This window comes from Pseudomonas sp. HT11 (genome assembly GCF_044875395.1).
Taxonomy (GTDB): Bacteria; Pseudomonadota; Gammaproteobacteria; order Pseudomonadales; family Pseudomonadaceae; genus Aquipseudomonas.
The window spans coordinates 4,995,380-5,019,613 of sequence record NZ_CP173217.1 but is presented as its reverse complement, the minus strand read 5'-3'; the positions used below and the strand labels follow the sequence as shown (position 1 = coordinate 5,019,613).

Here is a 24,234-nt window from a genome sequence, read left to right as displayed (position 1 = left end):
CAATGGCTTTAATCGCTCGAGCTCGCAAAAAGCGCAAGCCGGTCGCCGAGATGAACGTAGTGCCTTACATCGACGTGATGTTGGTGCTGCTGGTCATCTTCATGGTGACCGCGCCGATGCTCAATCAGGGCGTGAAGGTTGATCTGCCCAAGGTTTCCAGCGAAGCCTTGCCGCAAGACAACAACACTCAGGTCCTGACCATTTCGATCAAGGCTGACAAGACCTATTACTGGAACCTTGGCAGCGAAGTCGACACCCAGAAACAGCAGGACAAGGCCATGACCTTGCCGCAGATGACCGATGCCGTGACCAAGATCATCCGGGCCGGCAACGAAGGCGGCAAGCACACCCAGGTGTTCATTCGCGGCGATAAAGTGGTCGACTATGGTTCCGTCATGGGCGCCATGGGTGGGCTGCAGAAGGCCGGCGTGGGTAACGTTGGCTTGATTACCGAGGCGCCCTGATGCAGCAACAGCGAGAGCCGTCCGCCTCGGAAAGCTACTTCTGGCCTAGCGTCTGGGCAATTGCCCTGCACGTCCTGGTGTTTGGCATGCTGTTCGTCAGCTTTGCCATGACCCCGGACCTGCCGCCAGCCAAGCCGATCGTGCAGGCGACCCTGTATCAGCTGAAATCGAAAAGTCAGGCCACCACCCAGACCAATCAGAAGATTGCGGGTGAGGCCCAGAAGTCGGCTGCGCGCCAGACTGAAGTCGAACAGATGGAACAGAAGAAGGTCGAGCAGGAAGCGGTGAAGGCTGCTGCGGAACAAAAGAAAGAAGAGGCGGCTCAAAAGGCCGAGGAATCGAAAAAGGCTGACGAAGCCAAGAAAGCTGACGAGGCGAAAAAGGCTGATGAAGCCAAGAAAGCCGACAAAGCTGCCGAAGCTAAAAAAGCCGAAGAGAAACAATTGGCTGATATAGCTAAGAAGAAGTCTGAAGAAGAAGCCAAAAAAGCTGCTGAAGAAGAGGCCAAGAAAAAGGCCGCTGAAGAAGCCAAGAAAAAGATAGTCGAAGACGCGAAGAAGAAAGCCGCCGAAGACGCCAAGAAAAAAGCTGAAGCAGACGAGGCGAAGAAGAAAGTCGCCGACGACGCGAAGAAGAAAGCTGCCGCCGACGCCAGCAAGAAAAAGGCCCAGGAAGCAGCACGTAAATCCGCCGAAGAGAAAAAGGCCCAGGCCTTGGCAGATTTGCTTTCCGACACGCCGCAGCGTCAGCAAGCCTTGGCCGATGAACGTGGTGATGAAGTCGCGGGCAGTTTCGACGACCTGATTCGGGCACGGGCAGCGGAAGGCTGGACACGTCCACCTTCGGCACGCAAAGGCATGACAGTAGTGCTGCAGATCGGCATGTTGCCGGACGGTACGGTGACTTCGGTCAGCGTGGCCAAGTCCAGTGGTGACGGTTCGTTCGACAGTTCGGCGGTTGCCGCGGTCAAGAACATTGGCCGGTTGACCGAGATGCAGGGAATGAAACCAAGCGACTTCGCTCCCTATCGTTCATTCAAGATGACATTCACACCTGAGGATCTAGCCTTGTGAGAAACCTTCTTCGAGGAATGCTTGTCGTTATTTGCTGTATGGCAGGGATAGCGGCGGCGGATGAAAAGAACATTCTGGTTACCAGCGGTAGCGATCGGGCCACCCCGATTGCCGTAGTACCGTTCGGCTGGCAGGGCGGCAGCGTGCTGCCGGACGACATGGCCCAGATCGTCAGTGACGACCTGCGCAACTCCGGTTACTACGCGCCGATTCCGAAAGGCAACATGATCAGCCAGCCTAACCAGGCCAGCGAAGTTGTGTTCCGTGACTGGAAGGCAGTGGGCGCCCAGTACCTGATGGTCGGCAACATCACGCCGGCCGGCGGTCGCCTGCAGATCCAGTACACGTTGTTCAACGTGGCCACCGAGCAGCAGGTCTTGACCGGCAGCGTTTCGGGCACCGCCGAACAACTGCGGGACATGGCGCACTACATCTCCGACCAGTCGTTTGAAAAGCTCACCGGTATCAAGGGTGCGTTCTCGACGCGTCTGCTGTATGTAACGGCTGAGCGTTTCTCTGTAGACAACACTCGTTACACCTTGCAGCGTTCGGACTACGACGGTGCACGCGCTGTGACCTTGCTGCAATCGCGTGAGCCAATCCTGTCGCCGCGCTTTGCGCCGGACGGCAAGCGTATTGCCTACGTATCGTTCGAGCAGCGTCGTCCACGTATCTTCGTTCAGCACATCGATACCGGTCGTCGCGAGCAGATCACCAACTTTGAAGGCCTCAACGGTGCGCCAGCCTGGTCGCCGGATGGTTCGCGCCTGGCGTTCGTACTGTCCAAAGACGGCAACCCTGATATCTACGTGATGAACATGGCTTCGCGCCAGATCAGCCGTGTTACCAGCGGCCCGGGCATCAACACCGAACCGTTCTGGGGTAAGGATGGTTCGACCATCTACTTCACCTCCGACCGTGGCGGCAAGCCTCAAATCTACAAAACAAGCGTAGGTGGCGGTGGCGCAGAACGCGTGACCTTTATTGGTAACTACAATGCCAACCCTAAGCTTTCGGCTGATGAAAAGACGTTGGTGATGATTCACCGTCAGGATGGTTTCACTAATTTCCGGGTTGCGGCCCAGGATTTGCAGCGCGGAACCGTAAAAATCCTCACAGATACCAACCTTGATGAGTCAGCTACTGTTGCGCCCAACGGCACCATGGTAATCTACGCCACCCGCCAGCAGGGCCGGGGAGTCTTGATGCTCGTGTCCATTAATGGACGCGTAAGGCTCCCGCTTCCTACCGCTCAAGGCGAAGTCAGAGAACCGTCCTGGTCCCCTTACCTGAACTGACGCGGCGCTACAAAAAGAAGTACTTAACACACTGGGGTTCATTAGGAGTTTCACGATGGAAATGCTGAAGTTTGGTAAGTTTGCTGCTCTGGCTCTGGCTCTGTCCGTAGCCGTTGGTTGCTCGTCTAAAGGCGGCGACAATGCCGGTGAAGGCGCAGCTGTTGATCCAAACGCTGGTTACGGCGCTAACACTGGTGCAGTTGACGGCTCCCTGAGCGAAGAAGCTGCTCTGCGCGCTATCACCACTTTCTACTTCGAATACGACAGTTCGGACCTGAAGCCAGAAGCCATGCGCGCTCTGGACGTTCACGCGAAGGACCTGAAAGCTAACGGCGCTCGCGTTGTTCTGGAAGGTAACACTGACGAACGTGGTACTCGTGAGTACAACATGGCACTGGGCGAGCGTCGTGCGAAAGCCGTTCAGCGCTACCTGGTACTGCAAGGTGTTGCTCCAGGCCAACTGGAACTGGTTTCCTACGGTAAAGAGCGTCCAGTTGCTACTGGCCACGACGAGCAGTCCTGGGCTCAAAACCGTCGCGTCGAACTGCGTAAGTAATTCGTCATGCGAACGTGCCGTCGTGCTCTAACTGTATTGGCTCTCAGCCTCGCACCGCTTGCGGTGTGGGCTGCGGTTCCTGTGGAAGATAGCAACTCTGGCTATAACAATAGCGGGAGCAGTTATCCGCCAGCGGGTTATGGCACGAACGGCGCCTATGCTGGGGGAGCGGCTACGTCTGCTCCCTCGGCACAGGGCGAGCTGTTCAACCAGCTGCAACGCATGCAGGATCAATTGTCGCAGCAACAAGGCACGATTGAAGTTCTGCAGAATCAAGTGAACCAGCTTAAGCAAGAAGGCCTGGAGCGTTACCAGGATCTTGACCGACGCATTGGAGCCGGCGTTACACCTGCCGTCACTCCTGATAATTCTTCTGCCGGTGGCGCACCAAGCGCAGCCGGTGGTGCAGCAGCGGGGGCCGCGGCGGCAAGCCAAGCCCCTGCCGCCAGCAGCGAACCGGGTGATCCGGCGAAGGAAAAGCTGTATTACGATGCAGCCTTCGACCTGATCAAAGCCAAGGATTTCGATAAGGCCAGCCAGGCCTTTACCGCATTCCTGCGCAAATACCCGAACAGCCAATACGCGGGCAATGCCCAGTACTGGTTGGGCGAGGTCAACTTGGCCAAGGGTGATTTGCAAGGTGCAGGCCAGGCTTTTGCCAAGGTCAGCCAGCTTTACCCAAAGCACGCCAAGGTGCCTGATTCGCTGTACAAACTCGCTGACGTAGAACGCCGCCTGGGTCACACCGACAAGGTCAAAGGCATTCTGCAGCAGGTGGTTGCCCAGTATCCGGGTACCTCCGCTGCCCAGTTGGCCCAGCGGGACCTGCAGCGTTTGTAAGCGATGCTTCCCGTTTAGAAGAAACCCGCGCCTGGCGCGGGTTTTTTCGTTAGAATCCACGCCCTTTTATGAAACACGCTTCCTGGGGTTTACGCGTTTGCGCAATTCCTTGAAGTGCCTGACGGAGGCGGACAGCCTGTTTAGCTGTTACGCCCGTGGCGACTATGCAAGACACATTACGTATTACCGAAGTTTTTTACTCGTTACAGGGTGAAACGCGCACTGCTGGCCTGCCTACTGTATTTGTACGGCTGACCGGCTGCCCCTTGCGTTGCCAATACTGTGACAGCGCCTACGCCTTCAGCGGCGGCACCGTGCGCACCCTGGACGACATCATCGAACAGGTTGCCGGCTTCAAGCCGCGCTACGTCTGTGTGACGGGCGGCGAACCCCTGGCCCAGCCCAATGCCATCCCGCTGCTCAAGCGGCTGTGTGACGCCGGTTACGAGGTTTCACTCGAAACCAGCGGCGCCCTGGACATCTCGGCCGTGGATCCGCGCGTCAGCCGTGTGGTCGACCTCAAGACCCCTGGCTCCAAAGAGGCGCACCGCAACCTGTACGCCAACATGGACCTGCTGACCGCCAACGATCAGGTCAAGTTCGTGATCTGTTCCCGCGACGATTATGACTGGGCGGCTTCCAAGCTGATCCAGTACGGGCTGGACCGTCGTGCAGGCGAGGTGCTGTTCTCTCCAAGCCATCACGACCTGAACGCTCGCGACCTGGCTGACTGGGTGGTGGCGGACAACCTGCCGGTGCGCCTGCAGTTGCAGCTGCACAAATACCTGTGGAATGACGAGCCGGGGCGCTGATATGGCTGATCACAAGCGTGCAGTTATCCTGCTTTCCGGCGGTCTGGACTCCGCCACCCTGGTGGCCATGGTCCGCGCCCAAGGCTTCAGCTGCTACACCCTGAGTTTCGACTACGGCCAGCGCCACCGCGCCGAGCTGAACGCCGCCGCGCGCGTGGCCCGTGACATGGGCGTGGTCGAACACAAGGTGATCGGCCTCAACCTCAATGGCATCGGCGGGTCCGCGCTCACCGACAGCAGCATTGACATGCCCGAGGCGCCCAGTGAAGGCATTCCGCTGACCTACGTGCCAGCGCGCAACACCGTGTTTCTGTCCCTGGCCCTGGGTTGGGCTGAAGTATTGAATGCTCGCGACATCTTCATCGGCGTCAACGCGCTGGACTACAACGGCTATCCGGACTGCCGGCCAGCGTACGTCGAGTCGTTCGAGCGCATGGCCAACCTGGCCACCAAGGCCGGCGTAGAGGGGCAGGGCTTCCGTATTCAGGCGCCGCTGCAGAACATGACCAAGGCGGACATTGTGAAGACTGGTGTAGGACTTGGCGTCGATTACACGCTGACTGTTTCCTGCTATCAGGCAGACGATGACGGCCGTGCATGTGGGAAATGCGACGCCTGCCGACTGCGCGCAGAAGGCTTCCAAGCGGCCGGAATTACTGACCCTACGCGTTATTTCTGATTTATTTAAAATAAGGTGTTGAATAATCCTTAGAAATCAGTATTATACGCGCCACCACACAGCGGGTCGTTAGCTCAGTTGGTAGAGCAGTTGGCTTTTAACCAATTGGTCGTAGGTTCGAATCCCACACGACCCACCATTTTTGGCGGTTTAGAAAATCCGGAAGGCCCACGCAAGTGAGGATTTCCGGGTTTTTTTTTGCCTGTGATTTGGGCCTTGCGACGCCAGGCTCTACTGCGCGTCCTTGACGTACAGACTTATCGCGACCTGTGCATCGAACAATACGTAAACTCAGCCCGCTCGGACTGAGCCCGCCACCAAGCCCCAATGCTTTGCCACGCCGAGCGGTTACCCAAACCGCCCGGTAATGTAGTCCTCTGTCTGCTTCATCTTCGGCGTGGTAAAGATCTGGTCGGTCTTGCCGTACTCAATCAATTCCCCCATGAACATGAACGCGGTGTTGTCCGACACCCGTGCGGCCTGCTGCATGTTGTGGGTCACGATGATCACCGTGTACTGCGTCTTCAACTCCGTAATCAATTGCTCGATGCGCCCGGTGGAAATGGGGTCGAGCGCTGAGGTCGGCTCGTCCAGCAGCAACACTTGCGGGCGCAGCGCGATGGTGCGTGCGATGCACAATCGCTGTTGCTGGCCACCGGAGAGGCTCTGTGCGCTCTGGTTGAGTTTGTCTTTCACCTCATCCCACAGGGCGCCGCCGCGCAGGGCTTGTTCGACGCGATCGTTCATTTCACGGCGGGAAAGCTTTTCGTGGTGGCGCACGGCGTAGGCGATGTTGTCGTAGATCGACATCGGAAACGGCACCGGCTTTTGGAACACCATGCCCACGTGGCTGCGCAGGCGATTCATCGAGTAGCCGGGAGCGAGGATGTTTTCGCCATTGAGCAGCACTTCGCCACGGGCTTCCTGCTTGGGGTACATCGAGTAGATGCGGTTGAACACGCGCAGCAAGGTGGATTTGCCGCAGCCTGAAGGGCCGATGATGGCGGTGATGCGTTTTTCCGGGATATCGATGTCGATGGCGTTCAGCGAACGTTGGTTGTTGTAGAAAAACTCCAACCCGCGCACCTGGATTTTGGTTTTTTCGTGAGCAATGCCGGTAACGTCCATCAGTGAGACCTATTGCGTAAAAGAATCAGGCGGGATGTCAGGCTCAGCACCAGCACGAACAGCGTCAGCACCAGTGCACCCGCCCAGGCGAGCGCGTGCCAGTCATCGAACGGGCTCATGGCGTACTGGAAAATAACCACGGGTACGCTGGCAATCGGCTTGAGCAGGTTGCTGCTCCAGAACTGATTGCCGAAGGCGGTGAACAGCAAGGGTGCGGTTTCCCCGGTGATCCGCGCCAGAGCGAGCAGGATGCCGGTGACGACGCCGGCCTTGGCCGCTCTCAACACAATCTGCAGCGTCAGCTTCCATTGCGGTACACCCAATGCCAGGGCTGCTTCGCGCATGGTCGAAGGTTGCAGTTGGAGCATTTCATCGGTGGTGCGCACCACTACCGGGATCACCAACAGCGCCAGGGCCAGGGCACCGGCGATGGCGGAAAACCCGACCTGATGGTTGGTCAGCAGGTTCAGCGGCAGGATGACGCCGGTGTAGATAAACAGGCCCAGCACAATCGACGGCGCCGACAGCAGGATGTCGTTGATAAACCGCACCGTGGTGCCCAGGCGCGAGTGGCGGGCGAACTCCGCCAGCCAGATTCCCGCCATCAGCCCGATGGGCGTGCCGATCAACAGCGCGATGCCGGACATCAGCGCGCTGCCGTAAAACGCGTTGGCCAGCCCGCCTTCGGTGCCGGGTGGCGGAGTCATCTGGGTAAACAGGCGCAGGTTGAGCGCCTGGAACCCATTGATCAGGGTAGTCAGCAGTATCCACGCCAGCCACAGCAAGCCAAAGGCGGTAGCGCCGCAACTGAGGAACATGGCCACGGCGTTTTTAAGCGCGCGCTGGCGGTACAGGCGTTCGTGAGTGTTCATAACCCTTCCTTACGCGACAGGCGCATCAGCATCAGGCGCGCCAGTGCCAGCACCACGAATGTCACGATAAACAGCAAGAAGCCCAAGGCGATCAGCGCGGAGCGATGCAGGTCGGTGTACGCCTCGCTGAATTCGTTGGCGATGACGGACGCGATCGAGCTGCTGGGCATCAACAGGGACGCGGAAAACTGTTGCGCGTTACCCAGTACGAAGGTCACGGCCATGGTCTCGCCGAGGGCGCGGCCCAAGCCGAGAAAGATCCCGCCTACGACGGCCGAGCGGGTGTAGGGCAAGACGATGTCCCACACCACTTCCCAGGTAGTACTGCCAAGCGCGTAGGCCGATTCCTTCAACGGCGTGGGCACACTGCGAAACACCTCATGCATCACCGAGGTGATAAACGGCATGATCATCACCGCCAGCACGATGCCGGCAGTGAGCATGCCAATTCCCAGCGGCGGGCCCTGGAACAGCGAGCCAACAAAGGGCAGGGCGCCCAGGTAGTCATTGATCACGGGCGAGAGGTGTTCGGCCATGAACGGCCCGAACACGAACAGGCCCCACATGCCGTAGATGATCGAGGGGATACCGGCGAGCAGTTCAATCGCCGACGCGACCGGCATCTTCAGCCAGGGCGGCGCGACTTCGGTAAGAAAAATCGCAATGCCAAAGCTCACCGGCACCGCAATCAGCAAGGCCAGAAACGAGGTGACCAAGGTGCCGTAGATCGGCACCACAGCACCAAAATGGTTGTTCACTGCATCCCATTCGGTGCTGGTGATAAAGCTCCAGCCAAAGGTCTTGAACGCCAGGCCGCCGCCCCACAGGGTCGAGGCCGCAATGGCACCCAGCAGCACCAACACCAGCATGGCTGCGCCGAACATCGAGCGTTTGAACCACAAATCGTGGCGTTGATCGCGGGTGGCACGGCGGTCGCCCGCGGTGGCGCCTGCGTGAGTACTCATAACCAGCGGGTGGACGGTGTCGTTCATATCAGATGTGCTCACCGCCTTCCTCAATCACTGAGCAAGGCGGTTGTAGGGCGAATCAGTTGGCGAAGTCAGACTTCCAGTAACCTTCGATGCGCGACACCAGGGAGTCCGGCAGGGCTACATAGTCCAGCGCTGCTGCCTGTTGCTGGCCTTTTTCCAGCGACCATTTGAAGAAGCTGAACGCCGCCTGGCTTTGCTCGGCATTCTTGGGCTGCTTGTACATGATGATCCAGGTGGTCGCCGTGATCGGCCACGCGCCTTCGCCTGGGGCGTTGGTCATGATCAGGTTGAAGTCCTTGGCGTTGGCCCAGTCGGCGGTGTCCGCGGCTGCCTGGAACGCTTTGGCGTCAGGTTTGACGAATTTGCCCGACGCATTCTTCAACTGGGTGTAGGTCATCTTGTTCTGCAGGGCGTAGGCGTATTCCACAAAGCCAATAGAGTTCTTGATCTGCTTCACGTAGGCCGAAACGCCTTCGTTGCCTTTGCCGCCCACACCCACCGGCCACGGCACAGTGGTGCCGAAACCGATCTTGGTTTTCCAGCTGTCGCTGACTTTGGCCAGGTAGTTGGTGAAGTTGTACGAGGTGCCTGAACCGTCGGAGCGGTGCACCACGGTGATGTTTGCCACCGGCAGGTTCAAGCCCGGGTTGAGCGCGGCGATGGCCGGGTCGTTCCAGGCCTTGATGTCACCAAGGAAGATCTTCGCCAGTACGTCGCCGTCGAGCTTCAACTGGCCCGGCGCAATACCTTCCACGTTCATCACCGGCACGATGCCGCCGATCACGCTGGGAAACTGGCCCAGGCCGCCGGCCTTGAGCTCGTCGGCGGACAGCGGGGCGTCGGAGGCGCCGAAGTCCACGGTGGCGGCCTTGATTTGGGCGATACCGCCGCCGGAGCCGATCGACTGGTAGTTGATGCGGTTGCTGGAGTTCTTGCTGTAGTCCTGCGACCACTTCGACAGCACCGGGTAGACGAAGCTGGAACCGGCACCGGTAACGTCAGTGGCGTGGGCCACGCCGCTCAGGCACAGGGCGGCGAACAGAACAGACAGACTTTTTTTAGTCGGCAACATCACGACAACACCTCAAGGGAAGGGTTAAGTGGGATAGGTCCACCTGTCTAAGACGTGACGATTTAATTCCTGAGATATGTCTGTTTAATGACGGTTTGGCTTTATGAAGAAACATTTAGAAATGTTTGCGCCGGTGAACGCGGACTTGCCCTCGTCCAGCTTCAATGTCGCGGTGTCGGCACGGGTTAAGGGTTGGTTTTGCGGGTTTTGGTTGCAGTGCCGGGGTGCGGGATGGTTTTTGATTGTTGCAGAGGAACTGCTTAATCGAAGTGTTTAGAGACGGGGCCGGTGCGGCCCCGTCTCAGGCTTAGCTTTGTGCGGTGAGGTTCAGGCGACTCTTGACGACTTTTTGCAAGAGCACGGCCAATGCTTCGGTGGAGTAGGGCTTTTGCAACAGCACAAAGCGCTGGGCCTCTTCCTTGGCGATACGTGCGAATTCGTCGTTGTAACCCGTGGTGAGCACCACCGGCAGCCACGGGTAGAGGGCTTCGAGCGCATCGAGCAATTCCAGTCCGCTCATGCCCGGCATGGAAATGTCGGAGAACACCACCTGGAAGCTTTCCGGGTTCGGCGCAAGGGCCTCGAGCGCGCTGTTGGCGTCCGCGACCCAAAGCACTTTGAAACCCATCTGTTCCAGGGTCTGCGAGGTGTAGAGGCCGACGTCGGGATTGTCCTCAACCATCAGCACGCACAGGTCAGAGGCGATGGGTACGTCGTGACTGTCCTGGATGACGGGCATCAAACCGGCTTCGACCTTGGGCAGGTACAACATAAACTGGCTGCCTTTGCCGCACTCGCTTCGCACCAGGATTTCACCGCCCGACTGCTTGGCAAAGCCATACACCTGCGACAAGCCCAGCCCGGTGCCCTGGCCGATGGCCTTGGTGGTGTAGAAGGGTTCGAAGATCGCGTCGAGCTTCTCCGGAGCAATGCCCGATCCGGTGTCGCTCAACTCAATCGTCACGTACTCGGCGACTCGCACCGGGTGGGCACGCACTGAAGGCAGCCACGTAGCGGTTGCCACCCTGATCGCCAATTGGCCGTTGCCGGCCATGGCATCCCGGGCATTGACCACCATATTCACCAGGGCGGTGTCGAATTGGCTTTCATCGGCGTTGATAAAGCAGGGTTCCTGCGGCACCTCGATGGTGACCTTGACGCGTGAGCCGGTCAGGCTGTCCATCATTTCGCCCACGCGCAACACGCTGTCGCCGACGTTGAAAACCTCCGGACGCAGCGCCTGGCGGCGCGCGAAGGTCAGCAGTTGGGCGGTCAGGCGCGCGGCGCGGTCCACGGTGCTGGCGATGGCTTCCACGTACTTGATGCGCCGCACTTCGCTCAAAGAAGGCGTCTTGAGCAAGTCAGCGCAAGACTTGATCACCGTCAGCAGGTTATTGAAATCGTGTGCGACGCCACCGGTGAGTTGGCCGATTGCTTCAAGCTTCTGCGACTGACGCAGGGCGTCTTCCGACAGACGCAGGGCTTCCTTGGCTTCTTCTTCGGCCTGGATATCCCGGCCCACCGCGTGGATGTAGTCGCTGTCGGGCACGGCGGTCCAGGCGATCATGCGGTAGCTGCCGTCCTGGTGACGGTAGCGGTTCTTGAAATTGGGAAAATTCTTGCCGTCCCCCAGGCGGCTGACCGCCGAGGAGGAGACCGCGAGGTCTTCCGGGTGCACCAAGTCCAGCAGCTGGCTGCCCACCAAGTCGTGTTCGGTGTGGCCGAGCATGCGTGTCCAGGCCGGGTTCACCGCGGAGATAACGCCGTCAAGCTGGGCGACCAGCATCAGGTCCGGCGACAGGCGCCAGATACGATCGCGATCGCGGGTGCGCTCCATCACCCTTTGCTCAAGGGATTCGTTGAGTGTGCGCAGGGACTCTTCGGCTTCACGCAGGGCAGTGATATCACGCGAGACACAGAGGATTTGTTCCGGCCGGCCGTCACGGTCGAGGATCGGGCTGACCTGCACATGCCACCATTTCAGGTTGCCGGCCAGCGTCTCGGCGGGGCCGATGAAACTTGCGCTTTCACCGTTTTTGGCGGCCTGTACGGCAGCCTTGGCATCCGCGTTTCCCTTGTCCTGCCAGAAGTCGGGCCAGGGGCAGCCGCGAATCGCGTTGAAGTCACTGACTTCCATGATTTTCATGCCGCCTTCGCTCATGAAGGTGAGGCGGGCGTCGAGGTCCAGAACCTTGATGCAATCGTTGATGCTGGCCAGAACGCGCTCGGTGAACGCTTCGCTTCTGCCCAAGCCGGTGGCGGCCAGCTCGCTTGGCTCTGAGCCGATCCCGACAGTGGTATTCATTTGAGTTTGGCCGAGTGGGAGTAAATGGGCCGTATCATGTCATTACGATACCTATCTCACCAGCGACTTCCTCCCGTACGGTGCTGACTTTGCTCTGGCAAAGCATTGGTGTTGACGTTTAGGCGGTGGATACTCGCGACACGTTGGCCAGACACACTCGATGCAATCGCAGGCAACCAGCGCGCACGTTGGATTGGGTTGAGCTTACGAGAGCGGGCTGCCCTGGCGTTACGGGCAGTTAAAACCAGGCGGTCACGATCAGGTTAAAAGGTCATAAAAAGACGCCGAAAAACGGGCAAAGTCTTTGAAAACTCTAGAATTGTCCGACAATCGTGTGCATGAAAAACTCTTCATAAACCCTCGGCTCGAACGTTGGTAGTTTTCCCGGCGCTGACCAATAATTCGAGTCCTAATAATGAATAACAAAACTCTTAAAAGCGCTTTGGCGCTTTGCGTTTCGCTTGCCTCTACACAGCTGCTCGCCGGTGGCTTCGCCCTCAATGAACAAAGCATCAGTTCAATGGGCACAGGCTACGCCGGGCGTTCTTCCTCGGCCGACGACGCCAGCACGGTGTTCGGCAACCCGGCCGGCATGTCGCGCCTCAAGCACAATGAAGTCAGCATCGGGGCGACCTACCTGGATGCCAAAACCAATATCAAGGACGCCAGCTCCAGCCAGGGCGGCGTCGATAACCCTGGCACCAACAAGGGCGACATGGTCCCCGGCATTGCCGTGCCGATGGGTTACCTGGTTACGCCGATCGATGAACACTGGGCGTTTGGCCTGGGCATCTACGCACCGTTTGGCTTGGTGACCGACTATGAGCACAGCTTCCAGGGCAATGGTTTTGGGAGTAAGAGCAAGATTGAAGTCCTCACCGTGCAGCCGACCGTCAGCTACGCGTTCAACGACAAAGTGTCGGTAGGTTTCGGCCCGACCTTCAACAAAATCAGCGGCGAGCTTGACTCCAAGGTACCGGCGTTCGGGCTGGGTACGGAAACGGCCAAGATCAAGGGCGACGACACCGCGATGGGCTTTAACGCCGGTATCCTGGTGCAGGCGCTGGACAGTACCCGCGTCGGCCTCACCTACCATTCGCAAGTGGTGTATCACTTGAGTGGTCATACCGACGCCTCGGGCGTGCTCTCCGACCTGTTGGACGGCGGGGCACAGAAGTACGACGCCAAGCTGAATGTCACCACGCCGTCTTCCGTGGACCTTTCCGTTACTCACCAGCTGACCGATGCCTTGACCCTTTACGTGGGCAGCACCTATACCCGCTGGAGCCAGTTGAAGAAGATCACGGTGAACAATTCCGGCGTGTCCGAACTGACGGCTGAGCTGGCTGGCCTGGGTTCCATCACCGAGCAGGAGCACTGGCACGACACGTGGTCCCATGCAATCGGCCTGTCGTATCAGCTCAACAAACAACTGGTGCTGCGCACCGGCTTCTCGGTGGACCAGACGCCGACCAACAACACCGACCGTTCCGTACGGATTCCTACGGGCGACCGTACCGTGTTCAGCCTGGGTGCCGGCTGGACGCCGGTGGATAACCTGACCTTTGACGTGGCCTATTCCTACCTGAAGGAAGAGCCGATCAAGATTCGCGACAACAACCCTCAGTTGGCGCTGACCTACGACGCCAAATATGAAAACAGCGCCAATGGTTTCGGGGGCTCGGTGACTTACCGCTTCTGACGTGCGCCATACCGCAAAGAGCCAGTTTTTTGGCATGGCTCTTTGCCTTCCATTTAGGTATCAGTGCTATTAATCCCGGCGCGTCTTGGTTAGATTGAACGCTACTCAGCTTTTAAGACACGGACTGTCATGACCACGCTAACGCCTGTTATAGCGACCAATCCCCTCATTGTTCGGGCTGCGACCAGCACGCCGCCGGCCACCTCGGCGAACACCCTCGATGTCTCACCGACGCGGCCTTCTTCAGTGGTCAGCCTTGGCAATCCGGCAGCCGATGTCGTCGATACTTACTCTCGAAACGGTTTGTTGCCCGGCCAGGAAAGCGTGCGGACCTGGGAAAACAACAGCGATGATTCGATCACCTGGGTCATCAACGCCAACTTCCACTCGGTCACTACGGCCAGCCGCTACAGTGGGCTGGGCGCTGCGTTGGTGGACCAATTCACCAAAGGTGGCGGTGCCGCTATTTCCCAGTCGCTGCTCAACACCACCGCTGACCGCGCCGGCGACACCGATGCAATCAAGGCGGACCAGACGCTGCTGCACAGCAAGGCCGACAACCAAGTCAGCCTCAGCATCAAGACTGCCAGCGGCAAGACGGTGACGTTCAGCCTGTCCAGCCAGAAAGATGGCCTGGGCGTACAGGCCACTGTAGAAGGCGGGGAGTTGACCGCCGATGAACTCAAGGCCGTCGGCCAGTTGGGCAGCGCATTCCAGGCCTCGGTCGACGGGCTGACCGCCGTGCCGCCGAAACTCGACTTGAGCAGGCTGACTCAGTTCGACGCCAAGCTGCTGTCGTCGGTGGACCTCAATGCCAAAGTGAAGGCCTCGAACGATGAGGACATTACCCTGGCCTTTCATGCCGACAGCGAGAGCCGTACCACGCGCATGAGTGGCCCGGCGGGTCAGATTGACCTCACGGTGGACCTGAGAAACGCGGCGATCCTCGGCAATGCCAAGCAGCAGGCCAAGGCGCTGCAAACCTACCTAGCGCAGTTCGACCGCGTCGAGCGGCGCGGCAGTGCCAACGCGGACCTGATGGCCATGTTCAAGGACGCGTTCAGCGCCATGAACAGCAACTATCCGCCCGGGGCTGGCGCTGCGAACCCGCTGACTCATAACCCGACCGACAAAGGCTTGCTGACGGGCCTGGCTGACTTCAAGGCCTCGATCAAACAGGCGGCGGGCGCGCCCAATTCGATGCGTCGGTCGGAAGTTGAGGGCTTTTCCTACAGCGTGTCGCAGAATACCCAGGTCAATGGCCGCAGCACGGGCGACCGCAGCGTCACCCAGAACCAGCAATCGCTGCTGTCGGCCAGCTTCCATAAAGGCCTCGACGGTGGCAAACCGCCGGTTTTTGACGGCTCTCGCGAATCGCAGAATTACCTGTATGTGCAAGTGCAGGACAAGGCCAGCAGCACCGCAACCTTCGCCTATAAAGACGGCCGACTGACGAATGCGTCCGTTACCCAATCGGCTTCCCAGAACACCCACACGCAGAAATACGTGATGGGCAACCGGGTGCAAGACAGCGTGGTGCCGAAGGAAGCCTCAACCAGGCGCGACTACCTGGCGCTGCTTGAGCACGCCGCCCAGGCGAGCAAAAAGTACAAGGATGCCTTTGAGCAGTCACCCTTGAAGGATGCCTTGGCCAACATGCATGACTCGATCCTGTTGCAGAACGATCCGGATGTGCTGATGCGCTGACGTTCGGCGTGGTCAAAGCGGGAAGGCCCAGTCATGAGCCTTCCCGTTTTTTTGCCCGACCAGCGCGCCTGCGCAGGCCAGATTAGGCTTTTGAATCGATTCGATATTCTGTAGCCTTGCGCAGCTTCACCCGTGCTTGATGAACACAATCACTTCGTCCGGCGGCGCCCGAAAGGCTCCAGAGCCGGTGGTACACTCGACTTTCGCGCAACTGCGCCTGCAGGTCTTGCGAACATGACGCAAATTTCCGAACGCCTACTGGTTCAAGCTCACCTCGACGCCAAGCAGCCCAAGGCGCTCAGCGCCGAAGAAGAGGCAAGCCTGCGTGCCGCCATCGCCGCCGAGCTCAAGGCTCAGGACGCGGTGCTGGTCGCCCACTTCTACTGCGACCCGGTGATTCAGGCCCTGGCCGAAGAAACCGGCGGCTGTGTCTCCGACTCCCTGGAAATGGCCCGCTTCGGCGCAGCCCACCCGGCCAAGACCGTACTGGTCGCCGGTGTGCGTTTCATGGGCGAGACCGCCAAAATCCTTACACCCGAAAAACGCATCCTCATGCCCACCCTGGAAGCCACCTGCTCCCTGGACCTTGGCTGCCCGGTGGAGGAGTTTTCGGCGTTCTGCGATCAGCATCCCGAGCGCACGGTGGTGGTGTATGCCAACACGTCGGCGGCGGTCAAGGCGCGGGCCGATTGGGTCGTTACCTCAAGCTGCGCACTGGAAATCGTCGAAAGCCTGATGGACAACGGCGAGACGATTATCTGGGGGCCGGACAAGCACCTGGGCACCTACATTCAGCGCCAGACCGGCGCCGACATGTTGCTGTGGGATGGCGCGTGCATCGTCCATGAGGAGTTCAAGTCCAAGCAGCTCGAGGACATGAAGGCGCTGTACCCGGACGCTGCGATTCTGGTGCATCCGGAGTCGCCGACGTCGGTGATCGAACTGGCGGACGCCGTGGGTTCCACCAGCCAATTGATCGCAGCGGCCCAGCGCCTGCCGAACAAGACGTTTATCGTCGCCACCGACCGCGGCATTTTCTACAAGATGCAGCAGCTGTGCCCGGACAAGGTCTTCATCGAGGCACCGACTGCCGGCAACGGCGCGGCCTGCCGCAGTTGCGCGCATTGCCCGTGGATGGCGATGAATACACTGGAACGCACGCTGCAGTGCCTGCGTGAGGGCAGCAACGAGATCTTCGTCGAGCCGTCGGTGATTCCGCAGGCGGTGCGGCCGCTCAAGCGCATGCTCGACTTCACCCAGGCGGCGCGCCTCAAGCTTGCCGGCAACGCTTAATTTAATTGTAAACACGGTTAAAAATGTGGGAGCTGGCTTGCCTGCGATAGCATCACCCTGGTCTGACTGATAGACCGAGGTGCCTGCATCGCAGGCAAGCCAGCTCCCACAGTTGTTTTGTGTCGTTTGGAATTACTTCTTCTGCTTCGGGACACGCACCAGCTGCGTATCCGAATAGATGTCATGCCAGCTGCGTTTTTGCTTATCAAACAGCGACCAGATAAACCCCAGCCCTACGCACAACCACGACGCAATCGACACCACAAACCGCAACAGCGCCTGCCACAGGCTGATCCGCGAGCCGTCGGCGTTCTGCACGCGCACGCCCCACACCTGCATGCCCAGGGTCTGGCCGGAATAGGTCCAGAACTTGGCGAAAAAACCAAATAACACAAAGAACAGAATCGTCGACAGCAACGGGTCACCGTCCAGTGCGCCAGACTCGGTGAGCGCGCGCATCTTCGCCTCGCCGATAAAGGCCATCCACACCAGCTTGTAGATGAACGCTGTGACGATCAGCAAGGCAGTGCACAGGAGAAAGTCATAAAACATCGCTGCCAGGCGACGGCCCAGGCCAACGGCGGGAAACTCGCCTTGGGGGCTCAGCAGGGGTTTGGACATGGCAGTCTCTCTAGAGAAAAAAGCCATTTTACGAGCAAACGCACATAAAAAAGCCCCTGATGTCACCATCAGGGGCTTTTTGTCGCAGCAAGGATCAGCCTTCTGCTTGTACTTCGTCAGCCTGCATGCCTTTCTGGCCTTGCACGGCGATGAACGTCACTTTCTGGCCTTCTTTGAGGCTCTTGAAGCCGTTGCCCTGAATAGCGCGGAAGTGCACGAACAGATCCGGACCGCTTTCTGGAGTGATAAAACCAAACCCTTTCTCGTCGTTAAACCACTTGACGGTACCGCTCTGACGATCAGCCATTTTCTTATTTCCTTGACGCAAAAAATTAATGACAGCCCCTTTCACATGAAAGAGTACTGGGCTGAGTTGCAGGAAAGTAAGAGACGTCGAACGGGTTGTAGCAAACTTTGGCTACTGCCCAGGTCCAGGTTCAAAGCGACCCATGCAAACACAGTGGGCAAACTCTACGCCAACTAATAGAGAAAAAACAAGCCCCGCCAAAAGCCCAGCGTTTGCTCGGCTTCATGACTGTTTGATGATTAATGTCGATCCCACTTATTCGATAGAGTTGATCACTTGTTATAGGTTGTTAGCTATTACATTGACTATCGTCAGTGCACTGTTTTATGGCGGTTGCGTTACAGTTTAGTGCACGTTAACGCACCCGCGTTACTTATAGGAACAGTCAATCAGCCACGGAAGTAACGTTGTGGCACAAATGGCATTTTACTTACACGTAATGGCACCTTTTTCCCACGTACCAACGCAGACACTTCGGTGTCCAGTGCGATGAATGCGCTGTCCAGGTAACCCATGGCAAGCGGGCCACCCAACGTAGGGCCAAAGCCGCCGCTGCACACGCTGCCGATCACGGTGCCCTGCGCATCGACGATCTCTGCACCTTCACGCACCGGGGTACGTTCCTGTGGCAGCAGGCCGACACGCTTGCGGCTCACACCGGCTTGTTGCTGGGTGAAAATCCGGTCGGCGCCGGGGAAGCCACCGGCACGCGCGCCATCGGCACGGCGAGCCTTGGAGATGGCCCACAACAGGCTGGCCTCAATCGGCGTGGTGTCGGTGTTCATGTCGTGGCCGTAGAGGCACAGGCCGGCTTCCAGGCGCAGCGAGTCACGGGCGCCCAGGCCGATGGCCTGCACTTCGGCCTCGGCCAGCAGGCTGCGCGCCAGGCTCTCGGCGTTGGCGGCGGGCACGGAGATTTCAAACCCGTCTTCGCCGGTGTAGCCGGAGCGGCTGACATAGCAGTCCACGCCCAGCAGGCGCAGGGTAGCGAACTGCATGAACGTCATCTTGGTCACTTCCGGCGCCAGGCGCGCCAGTACCTTCACCGCCGCCGGGCCTTGCAGGGCCAGCAGGGCGCGTTCTTCAAACAGCGGCTCGATCGTGCACTGCTCGCCAATGTGTGTGCGCAGGTGCGCCAGGTCCTGGTCCTTGCAGGCGGCGTTGACCACCAGGAACAGTTCGTCGTTACCCAGGTTGGCCACCATCAGGTCGTCGAGAATGCCGCCTTGATCGTTGGTGAACATCGCGTAACGCTGCATGCCCACCGGCAGGTCGATGATGTCGACCGGCACCAGGGTTTCCAGGGCCTTGGCGGCATTCGCGCCGGTCAGGCGAATCTGGCCCATGTGCGACACGTCAAACAACCCGGCCTGTTCACGGGTGTGCAGGTGTTCTTTCATCACGCCCAATGGGTATTGCACCGGCATGTCGTAGCCGGCGAAGGGCACCATGCGCGCGCCCAGCTCAAGGTGCAGCGCATGCAGTGGAGTTTTCAACAGGGTTTGGGTGGACATATTCAGCTCCTGAAAAACGTGCGGACGCGCTGTTAGGCGTCAGCACTCGATAATGTTGACCGCCAAACCGCCACGGGCGGTTTCCTTGTATTTGCTTTTCATGTCGGCGCCGGTCTGGCGCATGGTGCGGATGACTTTATCCAGCGAGACGAAATGCTGCCCGTCACCGCGCAAGGCCATGCGCACCGCATTGATCGCCTTGACCGAGCCCATCGCATTGCGCTCGATGCACGGCACCTGCACCAACCCGCCAATCGGGTCGCAAGTCAGGCCGAGGTTGTGTTCCATGCCGATCTCGGCGGCGTTCTCCACTTGGGACACGCTGCCGCCCAGCACTTCACACAGTGCGCCGGCTGCCATCGAACAGGCCACGCCGACCTCGCCCTGGCAGCCGACTTCGGCGCCCGAGATCGAGGCGTTTTCCTTGTACAAAATCCCGATGGCGGCGGCGGTGAGCAAAAAGCGCACCACGCCGTCTTCATTGGCGCCGGGGATAAAGCGCATGTAGTAATGCAAAACCGCCGGCACAATCCCGGCCGCGCCGTTGGTGGGCGCCGTGACCACGCGGCCGCCGTTGGCGTTTTCTTCGTTGACCGCCAGCGCGTACAGGTTGACCCAGTCGAGCACCGACAACGGGTCGCGCAGCGCCGACTCGGGGTTCTTGCACAGCTGGCGATGCAACGCGGCCGCGCGGCGCTTGACCTTCAAACCGCCGGGCAAGATGCCTTCATTGCGACAACCGGCATCCACACAGTCCTGCATGACCTGCCAGATGTTCAGCAAGCCAGCGCGGGTTTCCGCTTCAGGGCGCCAGGCACTTTCATTGGTCAGCATCACCTGGCTGATCGACAGCCCATAGGTGGCGCAATGCCCAAGCAAGTCCTTGGCATGCTTGAAAGGGAAGGTCAGCGGCGTGGTGTCTTCGACAATCCGGTCGGCGCCGGCCGCGTCTTCGTCCACCACAAACCCGCCACCGACCGAGTAGTACTCGCGGCTGCGGATCTGGATGCCGGCGGCGTCGAAGGCACGGAAAATCATGCCGTTGGGATGGTAGGCCAGCGGTTTGCGAATCATCGCCAGGTGTTCTTTCTCGTTGAACGCAATGCTGTGTTCGCCGAGCAGGTTCAAGCGGCCGTCGCTGCGCATCTGCGCCAGGCGTGCAGCCACGGTTTCAGTGTTCACGGTGTCCGGGTGTTCGCCTTCCAGGCCCAGCAACACGGCCTTGTCGCTGCCATGGCCTTTGCCGGTGGCGCCGAGGGAGCCATAGAGTTCCACCTTGATGCCGGTGGTGGCGCTCAACAGGTTGTCGCGCTTGAGGCCTTCGACAAAGCGGGCGGCGGCGCGCATCGGGCCAACGGTGTGGGAACTGGAGGGGCCGATGCCAATCTTGAACAGGTCGAACACGCTAAGGGACATGGTTGTTCTCCGGTTTCTTATTATTTTCTGGGTGTACTCGGCCTGACTGTGGAAGAGATCCATGTGGGAGCTGGCTTGCCTGCGATGCAGACACCTGGGTCTATCAGGTAGACCCAGGTGATGCCATCGCAGGCAAGCCAGCTCCCACACTTGACCCTGTTCCGTCAGTCAGGGTTACGCGTAGCTCTCAATCGACGGGCACGCACACACCAGATTGCGGTCGCCAAACACGTTGTCGACCCGGCCAACCGGCGGCCAGTACTTGCCTTCAATCAACGACGCAACCGGGTACACCGCCTGTTCACGGCTGTACGGGTGGGTCCATTCGCCGACGATTTCAGCGGCCGTGTGCGGCGCGTTTTTCAACGGGTTGTCGTCCTTGTCCAGCGTGCCGTTTTCCACCGCGCGGATTTCTTCGCGGATGGCAATCATCGCGTCACAGAAGCGGTCCAGTTCTTCCTTGGATTCACTTTCGGTCGGCTCGATCATCAAGGTGCCGGCCACCGGGAACGACATGGTCGGCGCATGGAAACCAAAATCGATCAGGCGCTTGGCCACGTCGTCCACGCTGATGCCGCTGCTGTCTTTCAATGGGCGCAGGTCCAGGATGCACTCGTGTGCCACCAGGCCATTGCTGCCGGTGTAGAGCACCGGGTAGTGCTCTTCGAGGCGACGGGAAATGTAGTTGGCATTCAGGATCGCCAGCTGGGACGCACGCTTGAGGCCCGCGCCGCCCATCATGCTGATGTACATCCAGGTGATCGGCAGGATGCTCGCGCTGCCGAACGGCGCCGCGCACACCGCGCCTTCCTTGCGTTCCATGGCCGCGTGGCCAGGCAGGAATGGCGTGAGGTGCGATTTGACGCCAATCGGGCCAACGCCCGGGCCGCCACCGCCGTGCGGGATGCAGAAGGTTTTGTGCAGGTTCAGGTGAGACACGTCGCCACCGAACTTGCCCGGTGCGCACAGGCCCACCATCGCGTTCATGTTGGCGCCGTCGATGTACACTTGGCCGCCGTTGTCGTGAATGATGCCGCAGATTTCGCGGATGCCTTCTTCGAACACGCCGTGGGTGGACGGGTAGGTGATCATCAGCGCCGCGAGGTGCTCGCGGTGCTCGATGGCCTTGGCGCGCAGGTCTTCGATGTCGACGTTGCCGCGTGCATCGCAGGCGGTCACGACCACGCGCATACCGGCCATGTTGGCGGTCGCGGGGTTGGTGCCGTGGGCCGACGAAGGGATCAGGCAGATGTCGCGGCGCTCTTCGCCACGGCTCTGGTGATAGGCACGAATGGCCAAGAGGCCAGCGTATTCACCTTGGGAACCGGCGTTCGGCTGCAGCGAGATGGCATCGTAACCGGTGGCCGCGCAGAGCATGGCTTCCAGCTCGGACGTCAGCTGCAGGTAGCCAGCGCTTTGCTCGGCCGGGGCGAATGGGTGCAGGGCACCGAACTCGGCCCAGGTCACCGGGATCATTTCGCTGGCGGCGTTGAGCTTCATGGTGCACGAGCCCAGCGGGATCATGGTGCGGTCCAGCGCCAGGTCCTTGTCGGCCAGCTTGCGCAGGTAGCGCATCAGCTCGGTTTCGGAGTGGTAGCGGTTGAACACCGGGTGGCTGAGGATCGGCGATTGGCGCAGCAGCGCGGCCGGCAGGGTGCCTTGGACGTTGGCGTCGAATTCCGGCAGGGCTTTGCTGTCGGCGAAGATCGACCACAAGGCTTCGATATCCGCCTGGGTGGTGGTTTCGTCGACCGACAGGCCCAGACGCTCAGCATCCACCACACGCAGGTTGATGCGCTGGGCGCGCGCCTTGTCGTGCAGGGCCGCGGTGTTGGCGCCGGTGTTCAGGGTCAGGGTGTCGAAGAAGTGTGTTTGCTCAACCTTCAGGCCCAGCGCGCTCAGGCCTTTGGCCAGGATCGCGGTCAGGTGATGAATGCGGTTGGCGATCTGGGTCAGTCCTTTGGGGCCGTGGTACACGGCGTACATGCTGGCGATGTTGGCCAGCAGCACTTGGGCGGTACAGATGTTGCTGGTGGCCTTCTCGCGGCGGATATGTTGCTCGCGGGTCTGCATAGCCAGGCGCAGGGCCGGCTTGCCGAAACGGTCGACGGACACACCGACCAGACGGCCCGGCATGTCGCGCTTGAACGCGTCCTTGGTGGAGAAATACGCCGCGTGCGGGCCACCAAAGCCCAGCGGCACGCCGAAGCGTTGTGCGCTGCCGATGGCCACGTCGGCGCCGAACTCGCCCGGAGGCGTCAGCAAGGTCAGGGCCAGCAGGTCGGCGGCGACCGCGACCAACGCATTGGCGGCGTGGAAACGCTCGGTCAGTTCGCGGTAATCAAACACGTCACCGTTGCTGGCCGGGTATTGCAGCAGGGCGCCGAAGAATGCGCTGACGTCGGTCAGTTCACGCTCGTCGCCCACCACCACGTCGATGCCCAGCGGCTCGGCACGGGTGCGCAGCACGTCGAGGGTTTGCGGGTGGCTGTGGATCGAGGCGAAGAAGGCGTTGCTGCTTTTGTTCTTGCTCAGGCGCTTGCAGAAGGTCATGGCTTCGGCGGCGGCGGTGGCTTCGTCGAGCAAGGACGCGTTGGCGATCGGCAGGCCGGTGAGGTCGCTGATCAGGGTCTGGAAGTTCAGCAGCGCTTCGAGACGGCCTTGGGAAATCTCGGGCTGATACGGCGTGTAGGCGGTGTACCAGGCCGGGTTTTCCAGCAAGTTGCGCAGGATCGGCGACGGCGTGTGGCAGTTGTAGTAGCCCTGGCCGATGTAGGTCTTGAACAGTTGGTTCTGGCTGGCGATGGCCTTGATCTTGGCCAGGGCCTGGGCTTCGCTCAAGCCGTCTTCCAGGCCGAGCACGCTGGTGCCCTTGATGCTTTCCGGGATCACGCTGGCGCTCAGGGCTTCGAGCGAGTCAAAGCCCAGCTTTGCGAGCATTTGCTGCTCGTCTTCCTGGCGTGGGCCGATATGACGGGCGATGAATTCGTTGGCGGTGCTGAGATTGATCGTCATGGCGCGCTCCTCAGGCTTGGGCGTTGGCTTTGATCAGGCGGTCGTACGCATCCTGATCCAACAGCTTAGCCACTGCATCGGCATCGGCGGGTTTGAAGCGGAAGAACCAGCCTTCGCCCATCGGGTCTTCGTTGACCAGTTCCGGGCTGTCGCTGAGTTTGTCGTTTACGTCGAGGACTTCGCCGTCCAGCGGCATGTACACGCCGCTCGCTGCCTTGACCGACTCAACGGTGGAGGCTTCTGCGCCCTTGGCGTAGGCCTGCAACTCCGGCAGTTGCACGAAAACCACATCACCCAGCGCGTTCTGCGCGAAAGCGGTGATGCCCACGGTGACGCTGCCATCGGCTTCGGCGCGCAGCCATTCGTGATCTTCAGTGAAACGCAACTCGCTCATGGAAACTCCTCAGGGCCAGATTCGTCTGGTGGACGGGATTGGAATAATGAGGAGTTACTTAGCAATATCGCGGCCAATGTTATTAATTCGTTAGAAATCAACGGGTTAATAAAATCAGCGTGGAAGTGGAAAGATTTGCCTGTAGCGATTTCGCTACAGCTGGGCCGGTGAAAA

General features: G+C 59.7%; 21 protein-coding genes and 1 tRNA gene. 11 read left to right on the top strand and 11 right to left on the bottom strand.

Annotated features, from left to right (window positions below):
- Positions 1 to 11: 11 nt before the first annotated feature.
- The 8 genes from tolR (at position 12) to ABWL43_RS23195 (ending at position 5,861) form a co-directional block, all read left to right on the top strand.
- On the top strand, positions 12 to 464 hold the full coding sequence (gene tolR, locus ABWL43_RS23230) for a protein TolR (RefSeq protein ID WP_161635741.1): 453 nt from the start codon (positions 12 to 14) through the stop codon (positions 462 to 464).
- Positions 464 to 1,537: a cell envelope integrity protein TolA gene (tolA, locus tag ABWL43_RS23225; RefSeq protein WP_056858573.1), complete on the top strand. Its 1,074-nt coding sequence runs from the start codon at positions 464 to 466 to the stop codon at positions 1,535 to 1,537. Before tolR ends, tolA begins: the two co-directional genes overlap by 1 nt.
- Before the next feature lie 17 nt (positions 1,538 to 1,554).
- Entirely contained in the window at positions 1,555 to 2,835 is a 1,281-nt protein-coding gene (gene tolB, locus ABWL43_RS23220; protein ID WP_152745290.1) for a Tol-Pal system beta propeller repeat protein TolB, read from the top strand.
- 55 nt (positions 2,836 to 2,890) lie between these two features.
- Positions 2,891 to 3,391, top strand: coding sequence for a peptidoglycan-associated lipoprotein Pal (gene pal / locus ABWL43_RS23215; protein ID WP_003209827.1), 501 nt, complete (start codon positions 2,891 to 2,893; stop codon positions 3,389 to 3,391).
- Between the two features lie 6 nt (positions 3,392 to 3,397).
- Complete coding sequence (gene ybgF / locus ABWL43_RS23210; RefSeq protein ID WP_404484619.1) at positions 3,398 to 4,231, top strand: tol-pal system protein YbgF; 834 nt, start codon at positions 3,398 to 3,400, stop codon at positions 4,229 to 4,231.
- Positions 4,232 to 4,395: 164 nt separating this feature from the next.
- Entirely contained in the window at positions 4,396 to 5,043 is a 648-nt protein-coding gene (queE, locus tag ABWL43_RS23205; protein WP_145165353.1) for a 7-carboxy-7-deazaguanine synthase QueE, read from the top strand.
- A 1-nt stretch (position 5,044) separates the two neighbouring features.
- Positions 5,045 to 5,722 carry a 7-cyano-7-deazaguanine synthase QueC gene (queC, locus tag ABWL43_RS23200; protein ID WP_404484615.1) on the top strand — a complete coding sequence of 226 codons (678 nt, stop codon included), beginning with the start codon at positions 5,045 to 5,047 and terminating at the stop codon, positions 5,720 to 5,722.
- A 63-nt stretch (positions 5,723 to 5,785) separates the two neighbouring features.
- A tRNA-Lys gene (locus ABWL43_RS23195) sits at positions 5,786 to 5,861 on the top strand.
- Positions 5,862 to 6,070: 209 nt separating this feature from the next.
- Here the strand turns inward: ABWL43_RS23195 and pstB are convergent.
- From pstB to ABWL43_RS23170, 5 genes are all read right to left on the bottom strand, one after another.
- Complete coding sequence (gene pstB, locus ABWL43_RS23190) at positions 6,071 to 6,850, bottom strand: phosphate ABC transporter ATP-binding protein PstB (RefSeq protein WP_404484612.1); 780 nt, start codon at positions 6,848 to 6,850, stop codon at positions 6,071 to 6,073.
- Positions 6,850 to 7,722 carry a phosphate ABC transporter permease PstA gene (gene pstA / locus ABWL43_RS23185; protein WP_145165349.1) on the bottom strand — a complete coding sequence of 291 codons (873 nt, stop codon included), beginning with the start codon at positions 7,720 to 7,722 and terminating at the stop codon, positions 6,850 to 6,852. The genes pstB and pstA overlap by 1 nt, the downstream gene beginning before the upstream one ends.
- Positions 7,719 to 8,714, bottom strand: coding sequence for a phosphate ABC transporter permease subunit PstC (gene pstC, locus ABWL43_RS23180; protein ID WP_404488480.1), 996 nt, complete (start codon positions 8,712 to 8,714; stop codon positions 7,719 to 7,721). The genes pstA and pstC overlap by 4 nt, the downstream gene beginning before the upstream one ends.
- A gap of 55 nt (positions 8,715 to 8,769) precedes the next feature.
- On the bottom strand, positions 8,770 to 9,786 hold the full coding sequence (gene pstS / locus ABWL43_RS23175; RefSeq protein ID WP_119737129.1) for a phosphate ABC transporter substrate-binding protein PstS: 1,017 nt from the start codon (positions 9,784 to 9,786) through the stop codon (positions 8,770 to 8,772).
- 307 nt (positions 9,787 to 10,093) lie between these two features.
- Positions 10,094 to 12,091, bottom strand: a complete 1,998-nt coding sequence (locus tag ABWL43_RS23170) for a PAS domain-containing protein (RefSeq protein ID WP_262209762.1) — start codon at positions 12,089 to 12,091, stop codon at positions 10,094 to 10,096.
- A 415-nt stretch (positions 12,092 to 12,506) separates the two neighbouring features.
- Between ABWL43_RS23170 and ABWL43_RS23165 the strand changes: the two genes are divergently transcribed.
- The 3 genes from ABWL43_RS23165 (at position 12,507) to nadA (ending at position 16,793) form a co-directional block, all read left to right on the top strand.
- Entirely contained in the window at positions 12,507 to 13,793 is a 1,287-nt protein-coding gene (locus ABWL43_RS23165) for an OmpP1/FadL family transporter (protein WP_145165345.1), read from the top strand.
- A 129-nt stretch (positions 13,794 to 13,922) separates the two neighbouring features.
- Entirely contained in the window at positions 13,923 to 15,500 is a 1,578-nt protein-coding gene (locus tag ABWL43_RS23160; protein ID WP_404484607.1) for a lactate dehydrogenase, read from the top strand.
- A 234-nt stretch (positions 15,501 to 15,734) separates the two neighbouring features.
- Positions 15,735 to 16,793, top strand: a complete 1,059-nt coding sequence (gene nadA / locus ABWL43_RS23155) for a quinolinate synthase NadA (RefSeq protein WP_145165343.1) — start codon at positions 15,735 to 15,737, stop codon at positions 16,791 to 16,793.
- Between the two features lie 132 nt (positions 16,794 to 16,925).
- Here nadA and ABWL43_RS23150 read toward each other — a convergent pair whose 3' ends face one another.
- The 6 genes from ABWL43_RS23150 to gcvH form a co-directional block, all read right to left on the bottom strand.
- Positions 16,926 to 17,414, bottom strand: coding sequence for an RDD family protein (locus tag ABWL43_RS23150; RefSeq protein ID WP_145165341.1), 489 nt, complete (start codon positions 17,412 to 17,414; stop codon positions 16,926 to 16,928).
- A gap of 94 nt (positions 17,415 to 17,508) precedes the next feature.
- Positions 17,509 to 17,721 carry a cold-shock protein gene (locus ABWL43_RS23145; RefSeq protein ID WP_003220045.1) on the bottom strand — a complete coding sequence of 71 codons (213 nt, stop codon included), beginning with the start codon at positions 17,719 to 17,721 and terminating at the stop codon, positions 17,509 to 17,511.
- A 389-nt stretch (positions 17,722 to 18,110) separates the two neighbouring features.
- Entirely contained in the window at positions 18,111 to 19,235 is a 1,125-nt protein-coding gene (gcvT, locus tag ABWL43_RS23140) for a glycine cleavage system aminomethyltransferase GcvT (RefSeq protein WP_404484604.1), read from the bottom strand.
- Between the two features lie 39 nt (positions 19,236 to 19,274).
- Positions 19,275 to 20,651: an L-serine ammonia-lyase gene (locus tag ABWL43_RS23135; RefSeq protein ID WP_106578399.1), complete on the bottom strand. Its 1,377-nt coding sequence runs from the start codon at positions 20,649 to 20,651 to the stop codon at positions 19,275 to 19,277.
- A 174-nt stretch (positions 20,652 to 20,825) separates the two neighbouring features.
- Positions 20,826 to 23,666 carry an aminomethyl-transferring glycine dehydrogenase gene (gene gcvP / locus ABWL43_RS23130; protein WP_262209752.1) on the bottom strand — a complete coding sequence of 947 codons (2,841 nt, stop codon included), beginning with the start codon at positions 23,664 to 23,666 and terminating at the stop codon, positions 20,826 to 20,828.
- A 10-nt stretch (positions 23,667 to 23,676) separates the two neighbouring features.
- A complete protein-coding gene (gene gcvH / locus ABWL43_RS23125) occupies positions 23,677 to 24,060 on the bottom strand; it encodes a glycine cleavage system protein GcvH (RefSeq protein WP_145165334.1) in 384 nt (127 codons plus the stop codon).
- Positions 24,061 to 24,234 lie beyond the last annotated feature (174 nt).

Bases quoted from the DNA above. Each gene is read 5' to 3' on its own strand.
- ABWL43_RS23150 (WP_145165341.1), bottom strand. From the start codon at position 17,414: ATGTCCAAACCCCTGCTGAGCCCCCAAGGCGAGTTTCCCGCCGTTGGC.
- tolB (WP_152745290.1), top strand. From the start codon at position 1,555: ATGCTTGTCGTTATTTGCTGTATGGCAGGGATAGCGGCGGCGGATGAA.
- gcvP (WP_262209752.1), bottom strand. From the start codon at position 23,666: ATGACGATCAATCTCAGCACCGCCAACGAATTCATCGCCCGTCATATC.
- gcvH (WP_145165334.1), bottom strand. From the start codon at position 24,060: ATGAGCGAGTTGCGTTTCACTGAAGATCACGAATGGCTGCGCGCCGAA.
- ABWL43_RS23160 (WP_404484607.1), top strand. From the start codon at position 13,923: ATGACCACGCTAACGCCTGTTATAGCGACCAATCCCCTCATTGTTCGG.
- queC (WP_404484615.1), top strand. From the start codon at position 5,045: ATGGCTGATCACAAGCGTGCAGTTATCCTGCTTTCCGGCGGTCTGGAC.
- nadA (WP_145165343.1), top strand. From the start codon at position 15,735: ATGACGCAAATTTCCGAACGCCTACTGGTTCAAGCTCACCTCGACGCC.
- ybgF (WP_404484619.1), top strand. From the start codon at position 3,398: ATGCGAACGTGCCGTCGTGCTCTAACTGTATTGGCTCTCAGCCTCGCA.
- pstS (WP_119737129.1), bottom strand. From the start codon at position 9,786: ATGTTGCCGACTAAAAAAAGTCTGTCTGTTCTGTTCGCCGCCCTGTGC.
- pstC (WP_404488480.1), bottom strand. From the start codon at position 8,714: ATGAACGACACCGTCCACCCGCTGGTTATGAGTACTCACGCAGGCGCC.
- ABWL43_RS23165 (WP_145165345.1), top strand. From the start codon at position 12,507: ATGAATAACAAAACTCTTAAAAGCGCTTTGGCGCTTTGCGTTTCGCTT.
- pstA (WP_145165349.1), bottom strand. From the start codon at position 7,722: ATGAACACTCACGAACGCCTGTACCGCCAGCGCGCGCTTAAAAACGCC.
- gcvT (WP_404484604.1), bottom strand. From the start codon at position 19,235: ATGTCCACCCAAACCCTGTTGAAAACTCCACTGCATGCGCTGCACCTT.
- queE (WP_145165353.1), top strand. From the start codon at position 4,396: ATGCAAGACACATTACGTATTACCGAAGTTTTTTACTCGTTACAGGGT.
- tolA (WP_056858573.1), top strand. From the start codon at position 464: ATGCAGCAACAGCGAGAGCCGTCCGCCTCGGAAAGCTACTTCTGGCCT.
- ABWL43_RS23170 (WP_262209762.1), bottom strand. From the start codon at position 12,091: ATGAATACCACTGTCGGGATCGGCTCAGAGCCAAGCGAGCTGGCCGCC.
- pstB (WP_404484612.1), bottom strand. From the start codon at position 6,850: ATGGACGTTACCGGCATTGCTCACGAAAAAACCAAAATCCAGGTGCGC.
- ABWL43_RS23135 (WP_106578399.1), bottom strand. From the start codon at position 20,651: ATGTCCCTTAGCGTGTTCGACCTGTTCAAGATTGGCATCGGCCCCTCC.
- ABWL43_RS23145 (WP_003220045.1), bottom strand. From the start codon at position 17,721: ATGGCTGATCGTCAGAGCGGTACCGTCAAGTGGTTTAACGACGAGAAA.
- pal (WP_003209827.1), top strand. From the start codon at position 2,891: ATGGAAATGCTGAAGTTTGGTAAGTTTGCTGCTCTGGCTCTGGCTCTG.